The 10,127-nt window shown below is 37.0% G+C and carries 8 protein-coding genes; all 8 read right to left on the bottom strand.

The annotated features are described in order from the left end of the window. Window positions 1-601: thioredoxin family protein (locus AC1M9M_RS06285; RefSeq protein ID WP_481595888.1), on the bottom strand; the 601-nt coding region annotated here is incomplete at its 3' end. Window positions 602-772: 171 nt separating this feature from the next. Further along, window positions 773-1,693: a hypothetical protein gene (locus AC1M9M_RS06280; protein ID WP_481595887.1), complete on the bottom strand. Its 921-nt coding sequence runs from the start codon at window positions 1,691-1,693 to the stop codon at window positions 773-775. A gap of 17 nt (window positions 1,694-1,710) precedes the next feature. Next, window positions 1,711-2,841, bottom strand: coding sequence for a toxic anion resistance protein (locus AC1M9M_RS06275; RefSeq protein WP_092766783.1), 1,131 nt, complete (start codon window positions 2,839-2,841; stop codon window positions 1,711-1,713). 8 nt (window positions 2,842-2,849) lie between these two features. Then, window positions 2,850-3,632, bottom strand: coding sequence for a tellurium resistance protein (locus AC1M9M_RS06270; protein ID WP_481595886.1), 783 nt, complete (start codon window positions 3,630-3,632; stop codon window positions 2,850-2,852). A 128-nt stretch (window positions 3,633-3,760) separates the two neighbouring features. Next, complete coding sequence (locus tag AC1M9M_RS06265) at window positions 3,761-6,172, bottom strand: CSLREA domain-containing protein (RefSeq protein ID WP_481595885.1); 2,412 nt, start codon at window positions 6,170-6,172, stop codon at window positions 3,761-3,763. A 12-nt stretch (window positions 6,173-6,184) separates the two neighbouring features. Continuing rightward, window positions 6,185-7,975 (bottom strand): rhombotarget A, encoded by a 1,791-nt coding sequence (gene rbtA / locus AC1M9M_RS06260; protein WP_481595884.1) that lies wholly within the window; start codon window positions 7,973-7,975, stop codon window positions 6,185-6,187. A gap of 179 nt (window positions 7,976-8,154) precedes the next feature. Further along, a complete protein-coding gene (gene hda / locus AC1M9M_RS06255; protein ID WP_481595883.1) occupies window positions 8,155-8,862 on the bottom strand; it encodes a DnaA regulatory inactivator Hda in 708 nt (235 codons plus the stop codon). A gap of 15 nt (window positions 8,863-8,877) precedes the next feature. After that, window positions 8,878-10,101 (bottom strand): chloramphenicol efflux transporter CxpE, encoded by a 1,224-nt coding sequence (gene cxpE / locus AC1M9M_RS06250; protein WP_481586444.1) that lies wholly within the window; start codon window positions 10,099-10,101, stop codon window positions 8,878-8,880. Window positions 10,102-10,127: the final 26 nt, after the last annotated feature.

Genomic DNA, 10,127 nt, shown 5'->3' with positions numbered 1-10,127 from the left:
TCGCAGCAGAATTAGTATCGAGCTTCGCAACAATTTCTTCCAATGTCATACGACCTTGACCAATATGTTCGTTGTCTTGGAACACCATTGGTACAGCCATGATTTTGCGTTCTTCAACTTCGTCTTGGAAGAATGCACCATCAATCATGGTTGCTGTTGTGCCAGGGTTGTAAATTGCGATCAAGTTAAGTGCTTGAACCACATCTGGACAGTTATGACAGCTTAAAGATACGAATACGTCAAAGTCAGATTTGATTTCTAAAGCTTTGATGGATGCCAATACTTCATCAGATACTTTTGGTGCATACCCAGAAGTTTGTAGCAATGCCAAAATCAAAGAAGTGAACTCATGACCCATTGGTAAACCTGCGAAGAAGACACGCGGTTCTTCACCTGCTTTTGCAATACCAAAGCTCGGTGCACGTTTATTTTGACCATCAAAACGAGCTGTGACGAATGGAGAAAGTTCAGCCACTTCTTCCACAAGTTCTTTGATTTTTGCAGATTTGTCTGAATCATTTAAAGTCGCAACCAATTCGATTGGACCTTCAAGGCGTTCTAAAAGCGTTTTTAATTGATCTGAAGTATTTTGATCTAACATTGCTAACGTCTCCAAAGGAGTAATATTTATTTGATAAAGCTATATTAGAAGAAATACAAAAATAGGTAAAACAGTTAATTTACATAAAGACTATCGAAAAATTGAATTAAAAAATCATCCAATTAAGAATGAATGATTCTTTTATGATGATCGTAACAGTACAAACTTTAACTATATCTCCAAACGTTGAGTGATCGTTTGAATTCTGCTTTTAAAACTACGAGCTAATCCAAAGAAAATAAGCATTAACAATAACATGATGGCTGAGAACACCATTAATATCATCTTGACGACTTCTGAAATTTGTCGTGCCTGATTTGCCCGATGATCTATCGCTTTTGCCCAAGGAGTAATAGATTGACCATAAACTTGTTGCTGCATTGACCATAACTGCTCTGCATTAAAACCATATTCGACAAACTGTTTTTCATTTCTTTCAGCTTGCGCAAGTCGAGCTAAATATGCAGTTGCTAGCTTGGTATCTTCAGGTTTGTGAATCAAAGCCACTTGCGCAAGGACGTAGGCTTGTATAATTGGATTGACCTGTTGTTCAGTCATGATGACAGCAATCTGACTTTCGTGAATCGATTTATCATAATGACTTAATTGATATTGTTGTTCCAACGACTCATCATTCAAGTCATATTGAACATAGGTCAAACCTGACCAAATTAAAATGACAGCAATTAACCAACCAACAAACTTAAGTACAAATGATTGAAAGCGCACATAGAAAAAACGTATTTTCTTTAAAAAATGAACGATAAAAAAAGCACCAATGACTGAGCTAAATACTTTTAGAATGAACCAACCTAACCAAGATATCAAATTAAAAAAATAGTCAGGCTGATGTTGGTACACGTTTACGACTTCATCTAAACTATGTGGCAAATGAAGCTGCTGAACAGTTTCACTCATACCCATAAAACCATAAATCATGTCCTGATGAATAAAAAGCGACACAACTGAAATAATGAGTACACTGGTACTCAAAAATCCCCATAAATTAAGTATGCGATTTCGTTTGTACAATTCAGGCAATCTTTTCTGAATCTCAGTCTGCGCCACAAGATATTCATTGGTTTTATTCAAATTTAAACCTCAAGAAATTAGTGTTTTGGCTGATTTTGACTCGAATCCAAAACAAGTTGTTGAAGATTTCCTTGCAAAGCCTTAATACGGATTGATGCCTCTTCACGTTTTTGCATCCCTTCTTTCTGAATACTAATAACATCATTCACTGTTTTAATGAGGGTATTTTGAACATGTTCAAGTGTTTCAATGTCAATCACTGAGCGTTGATTTGCTCGAGCAGTATCTACTGAGTTCTGGTGTAATAAATCTGCATTTCGTTTAAGTAACTCATTCGTCGCATCATCAATAGTATTAGCCAATTGGACGCTATTTTTTTGTTCCTGTAATGAAATCGCTAAACTAATTTGATTTTTCCAGGCAGGAAGCGTGATATTTTTTATCGCATAAAACTTATCAACCAACATTGAATTATTTGATTGAATAATTCGAATCATCGGTAATGTCTGCATCGCAGATTGTTGCAATACCTGTAAATCACTCACTCTTTTTTCCAAGTTGTTTGCTAAGTGATTTAAGTCGTAGATTTTTTGATTAGTTTGCGCATCTTGTTCTAGCGTACTTAATTCAGCTATTTGCTCCTGAACTTCTTGTTGTTTAATTTTCCCTGCAGCAATATAAACCCCTAATTGTTTATATTCGTCCTGCACACCATCAAACATACGATCCAATGTATTTACACGGTCTTTTAACCCTTGTTGAGAGGTTTCAATTTCTTTAACTAAAGCATCTATTTGTTCTTTAGTGGTATTGAACTTTTGATCAAAACTCTGTTTAGCACCCTTAAATCGATTTAAGATACTACCCAAGAAGCCTGAACTTTTAGCAGGACTTAAAATACTGTTTGTATTGAGCTGTTGAGCCACTGTAACGACTTCATTTAACTTTTGACCAGTTGCATCCAAATCTTTATTTTTAACTAGATCCAGTAATTCATCCGTATAAGTCGCTGTTTTAGTCGCGATATTTTTCCCATATTCAGCAACCGTTGCATGATTCATATCAGCTAGTTCTTGGTGAACTGATTCGACTGCTGCAAGGTCTGACGTCGTCAACCCAATTTCTTTTAGATCTAACTTGGAAAACTTTTCCTCCGTAGAGATTAAGCTTAAGGATTCATTTTTCTTTTGAATTGGAAAATCAGACATAACACACCTTATTCTTTAATTAGTGATTTTTTTAGAGATCGAATCAGTTGTTCGCGACTTTGATCTAACTTTTCAATATCGACTGCGCCATTATTAATTTGAGTTTGCTCAAGATGATATTGCCAAGCTGGGATTAATACTTGCTGCGCTTCACGAAAACGATCCGTCAGAGTTAATGAAAGTTGTTGATTCAATTGCATTTGCATGAGAGAAATATCATTGTTTGCTTGTACCGACTCTAATGTTTGTATTTTTTTAGCCAATCGCTCCTCAAAGTTATCGAGTGGATGGCGATGATGAGAAAAATCTGTGTATTCTGTTAAAAATTGTCTTGCTGCTTGAATGTAGCGCGCCATTTGCTCTCTTAAACCAACTGCTTGCTGAAATCGAGAACTAGACTTTTGGATTTCAATGTGAATACGTTGGGACAGCTGATCAGCATCTAGAATGAGTCTATCTAAATCACGAATATAAGAAATTTGACCCGCACCGAACTCCAAATCCAGACCTAGCCACTTTTGGAAAGCATTAAATTTTTTTTGTTTTAATTTCTTTTTGGATTGATTCAATTTTTGAATAATATCTGAAATTGTTTCGCTTAATTTTTTATTTAAAGTGGGGTCTATACCTACCAATAGAGCATTTTGTGCCTGCACAATATGTTCAGCATATAAATTAAGTTTAGACGAATCAGTCAATAAAGGAACAAGATCATGCCTCTTAATTGATAGCAAATCCGAAGGTTTAACTTCAATTTGATTTAAGGGTATAAGCTCATTAAAAGATGACATTGGTGTAATTTAAGAAAGTGATCAGCAATCTTCAAATGTAGCAATAAACTGTTCAAAATATACTAATTTTTTGCAAAATATTACACAAAATCAAACACAAAAAAAGCCAGCAAATGCTGGCTTTTTTATTAATGAGGTTTAGATTTTCTCATTCTAAGCCAACTTAAACCAATGAGTCCTAAAAGCCCAAACCCACCTAGGCTACCCCCTCCACTCGTACGAGAACTTCCAGGCCCTGTTTCCGTATTTAGAACAGCTAATGTTCCCTCACCTGATGAAGCGCCGTCTGCGTCCAATACTGAGTACTTAAGATCATAGGAAAAGACATCCAAATTATTGTTCAACTGAACTCGAATGTTTCCACCATAGCACTTTTTAAAACGGTCATTAGCACATGGCTCTACCCGATCCGCGATAATTGAAACGGGATTCGGTACTCTTGCAAAATAAATTGATACCTCATCTCCATTAGCATTATGGTAAAACTCCTTTTTATTTGGAGGATTGATTGCATTTCTGTTGCCATCACCAGCATCACTCGCTTCAGCCAGTAAATTTACACTGATTTGAGTCGATTTTTTTGGATTGATTGTATATTCCACACGTTCAGGAACAGTTGGCACGATGTTGATAAAATTACCAATTAAATATGCACTTGATGTTTTTTTACTGTCGCTTTTTGAAGTAAGCGTATATGTACAGAATTCAGAGTCTCCACTCGGTGTTATGCGACCATCTGTTCTATACATGACTATCTGCTTAAGCTGCGGTTTCCACTCACATTTCAACCGCTCATCAAACTTACCTAAGAACGTTTTATCGATATCTAATTTCCCAACTCCCACAACCTCAACTTTGACATCATAATTATCAACATTAAGATGCTCAATTTTTCGCACCGTACCATCAGGAGAAACAATTTCATCTGGTAAATTCAATTTGAATGGATCGAATAATATTGGACGATATTGATTAAGATTATTTAATTCATTCAAAAATGCTTTTTGATCGGTGAGCTCCTTATTATAATAATCAATCACTTCTTCTTTGGTTTCAGGATCGGCAATAGCATCTTCGAATGCTTTAATTCTATTCTCAGTTGATTTCTTTATTTGAACCAGTGATTCATTTGCTTTACTTAAATTGGAAACAGTCAACTTTAAGGTTTCTATCGCACCAATATCGCAAGTATTGGGAGTCACATCTAAACTGTTGAGCGAGTCCAATCCAATCCGATTTATACCTCGTTGATCAAGTTGCGAACAACCATCAGTACCAAAATCAACTAAATCTGTACCACTAGAATTAATCTTCGGAAAAAAGACAGGATGAAAGTTAGTATTCTCATCATTAACCGGTAACGATGTTGAAAACAGATCATTGATACTCAATTGACTAACATCAAGACTATTTTTTTGTGCATTTTCTGACGCTTTTGCTGGTAGATCACAGTCTATAGATGGATTACTCAGTGGAATAGCATTTGCCAATAATTCAATACCTGCTGACTCAACTTGGCTCACATCACCGTGACTATATATACAGGCTTTAGCCTGATTAAAACCTATCACATTATGATTTAAGGCTTTTGCACCTGTATTTCCATACCAAAGCACAGATCGCGCGGTATTCGCGATAATCGTATTACTATCGAGCTTCAAAATAGAATTGGGACTCAAATTTATTTGACCCCCATCTGTTAAACGATCACTAAATTGAAAAATTTGACCTTGTGTATTATTTAATACATTGGAAGAGATTGTATTTGCTTGCAATTGTGCTGTAGGTTCACCACAAAATGAGAATAAACTGTTTGAAGCTGTATTTCCATTTTCGGTAATAGACATACGGGATAAATCAATCTTACGACGTGTGAACACAAGATTATCCAAGCAAGACATTGCGATAACAGCGCCTTGCTGAGCTGTATTACCACTCACCCACCCGACCGAATAACTTAAAGAGCTATCACTGTCATTCAAAAATATCGCTCCACCTCTTAACGCTGAAGACTTTGTGATATTTACATTGTATAAATCAGTCTCACCCCCCAATAGCAAAGCGCCACCATTGGTAGATGATTTACCATTTGTCAGCTCTATATTTCTTAAACTCAAACTCGGTCGATTTAGATTGGTCGTATTGAAAATGCGATGTGTATTTTGACCATTAATTATAGTTTGAATTTTAGTTTGCGCAGGATAACTATTTGAAATAACATTCGGTTTGGAATAATCGACAGGCTCTTTACCCCTAATAATCACTGAAGAAGTTGGCTGAAGCTCTGCATTCAAGCTATAAGTACCAGCTTCAAGCTGAATAATGTCAGTTTGTACTCGATCCGTATTACCTTTAGCACAACCTCCATAAGCTCGATTAGTCGAAGCAGCCTTCAACGCTTCTCTGAGTGAACACTTTGCATCATTAGTACCGTCTTCATCATCGAAGGTAGTGACATAAATTGTTGTATCTTCAGCAGCCATTAATGACATTGCAGAAAGGACTGCTAAAGTCAAAAAAGCTTTTCTACTTTTCAACATACGATTCCCTTATTATTTTTTTCTACGTATCGCGATTAAAGTCATCAGACCTAACACAGAGATTAGACCTATACCTCCACCAGAAGTTTTTACTTTATTGCTTGTATAAGTATCTCTGGGGTCTTGTTTGATGACAGTTGGAATTTCGATATAAGGATTCATTGACTCATTTAATTGACGTGTAGATACAACGACCAAAACTTTAAAATCATCAGTTCCGTGCCAATTCCCTTGAGGCGTATAAGTAAACTCCCCATTTTGGAGTAGTTCTGCTTTACCTTTACTTGGAGAATTATTTTGTTGGATGATCATACAGCCCGCTTGCCATTCTTCTTTTTTGGGATGAGGTCCGACTAAGGCATCACATTGACTAGCAGGTATTAGCTCACCATCTCCTAGAAAATCATTAATATTTAGCTTAACAATTTCTCCGTAAAAGATATCCTTGCCAAATCTGCCTGAAGACGTACTTGACTGAATAAGTTCGATTGCGCCTCGATCACACAAAATACGATCCTTACGTGCGTTGCCACGCTGATCAACTGTTTCACATGATGTACCATTTGAATCTGGTCCACGATTAATGATCGGAGAATCTGTCAATTGTCGATAACTAGGCAACACTCTAGGGCGGAAATATCCTAAAGCATAGCCAGAATAGACTTTGAACGGACATAAAATACCAGATGAATTAACATCACATTCACCTTCTACATCAGTCCCAGCTAATAATGTGCGCTCGCCCAGTTTTTCTGAAGCTGTGCCCTCACAACCAAAACCATATAAATTATTGTTTAAATTTGATTGATCGATTGCAGTCTCTACACGACAGTCTCGATTGCCATTTTTTGCAATTATATTGTTAGTAAGCGATGCCTTCTTAAACGGTGCATTAAAAATCAAGCCAAAATCATTAAAGACCAGCGTATTGTTATTAAGTGCAATACCATCCTTCACATTGATAATATAGCCCTTATTATTAAAAATTGTTGAATTAGTCACTTTGGCATAATTGAGATTGGTCACCTTAGTTTCGTCTTCACTCAACACTTTATGGCTATAGATTGCGAAACCTTCTGAATCTGTTATTTTATTACCTTTAATAACAGAAGCACTAATGTCAAAATCAGGATATTCACTATACAAAACAGCACCTTGTTGTGCTTGATTGTTTTCCAATAACGAATTAACTAAATTCACTCGCGCGGAACGAATTTTGCTGGTTTCGGATTCAATAAATGATTCAACATTATAAATCGCACCGCCAAAATTCGCTTTGCCATTGATAAGATGGCTTTTATCAAATTTTAGCCGTTCATAATTGAGAATTAACCCACCTTTGTCTTTGCATACTGTTGCGGCACAACCTTGCAAGGTAATTTCGTAAAATTCCACACCAATTGCAGCATCTCTAATTTCATCATCAGCTTTAGGACGAATTCGCTCAATATGGAAAATTCTATCAGTACCCTTCATTGTTATGACGGCATTTTTTGTACCAGGAATATCGTCGACAATGGTAGTTTCATACTGCGTTCTAAAAACCATCGGTTTAGAGATGCGAACTTGCTCGTTTAGGAGATATTCTTTCGTAGATAAGATAATATTATCTGTGGCATCTTTACCACCACAGCCATTGAGACCTGCTTCAGGTTTACCCTGATTAATATATTCAATTGCTTCACGCAACGAACATTGATCATCATTTTTGGTGATATCTTCAGTGGTCGTAACCACAATATCCGCACTGAATACATGCCCTGTTGCACACAACAATACAAGACCTAAGCCCCGTCTGAGCATTACCATCTCCTTAATTTTTCTTTATTTTTTTAAGTAGCGAACTTTAATTATGTAGCGCTATTTGTCCATTTTGACTAATCTGTCACAAATTTTTAGAATTCTCAATTATTTTTAAGTAAAAAATTGCCGAGTTCAGATAAAATCTACATTTTGAGTTTTGAATAACATTTAAAAAGCATTTAAGCATTATACTGATCGATGAGCGCGTAGATTTGCTTAAGGGTTGCGTTGGATAGCTTAACTTTTTCACCCTGTAGTAACTTTGATAATTGATCAACCGTTTGTAATAAGGTACTGGTCTGTATCGGGCCATTGGTCAGCAGATAATCAATAATTAAAGGATCAAAATGCACACCTTTACGCTCCAACACAGAATGTAATAAGGCATAGCGGTCAGCGTAGGATTGACCTGTTGGCACTTTAACACTCACCGCTTGAGTTAATCTCGACTGAAGATCTGGTAATTCAAGTTTCAATTCAATTGGCGCAGATCTAGATGAAAAGACTAGTTGTCCTCCACCATCATTATTATTATTTATTAAATGAAATACCGCCTTTTGCCAATGCGGTACACCACTGATCGCTTCAATATCGTCTAGAGCGACCAAATCATAACGATCCAATGAAGTAATCGCCTCAATTGGAGCATCGAGCAATTCTAGCAATGAAACTTTAATTGCAGATTTCCCAACATCTAGATATGAGTCACATATCGCAGTTAATAAGTGACTCTTACCTGTGCCCGCACCGCCATAAAGGTAAAATCGATTCATTAATCCAGCATGAAGTTGGCGAACTGCATCAATGACGGGTCCCCAACCTGGGCCGGAAAAATCACTGATCCGTGCATCAAGTTGAGGTTCTATATCAAGTTGCAGTTGCCGCATAAATGCTTGGTCACCTTAAGGTTCTTTATTTTGTTTCTGCACATCGATTTTTTCAGATGTTGCAATATCTTGTTGATTATTGATTGATTGTGGTTTGAGATCAAGCTCAATATCAACCTGATCGGTTTGGATTGTAATTTCACCACCACCATGATCAGCTACGGCAACAGCTGGCGTACCATAAATTGTACTCCTTTCATAAGTGTCACGTGCATGTCGGAGCAGTACCACGATTACAGCTGCAACAGGTAATGCAATCAACATACCCAAGAAACCAGCCAATTGTGCACCAGCCAATACAGCGAATACGACCGCTACTGGAGAAAGACCAATTTTATCTCCCAATAAGAATGGCTGAAGCACATAACCTTCAACAGCTTGCCCTACCATGAACACCACTGCAACTAAAAGGAGTTGAGTCCAATCCATACCAAATTGGAAGAAAGTTGCGATCACGGCAGCAATAATTCCTACTGCAAACCCTAAATATGGGATGATACTTGCCAAGCCTGCAATCATGCCAATAATCAAACCAACTTCCAGACCAATCAGTTGTAAACCAACGGCATAAACAATCCCCAAAAGGATCATCACGAGGAATTGTCCTTTTACAAATGCGCCTAGTACGCTATGGCATTCACCTACGATTTCAAGCGTTGAAGCTTCATAAGGACGTGGAATGAGTCGACGCAAACTATTGAGCATTCGATCCCAATCTAAGAGGAAATAAAATGCAATAATTGGAATCAGTACAATTGTCCCACCAATCTGAATAAAATTCAGACCAGATTGTGCCAATTTGAGTGCCATCGCTTGGATACTGTCAGCACTATAATTGGTTTGAACATACTCCATAACAGCTGCTGAAATCTGGTCTACATCTAATTCTAGTGGCACTATATTGAAAGTATCTGATAACCACGGTAAGAAGCTATAATTTACCCAATGAACTACTTTCGGGATACTGGATTTAGCATACATTAGCTGTTCCCAAATTAATGGAACCAAATACCACATTGCCCATGTGATCACGACACCAATACCAATAAATACCAAACTGATAGACAACCAACGAGGTAAACCTATCTTATGCAATCGATCAACCAATGGACTGAAAAGATAAGCTATTAAAAATGCACCAATAAATGGGATTACGACCGGTTTTAATAAGTATAAAATCCAGAGAAATAAAGCTATCCCTGCAAGGATAAAAACACGGCGTAGGGTACGATCTACCATAGAAACTCGCCTTTTTTAAGATTATT

The organism is Acinetobacter sp. ANC_7503 (assembly GCF_056780035.1).
The sequence above is the reverse complement of the archived record's forward strand: the minus strand, read 5'-3'. Positions and strand labels throughout refer to the sequence as shown.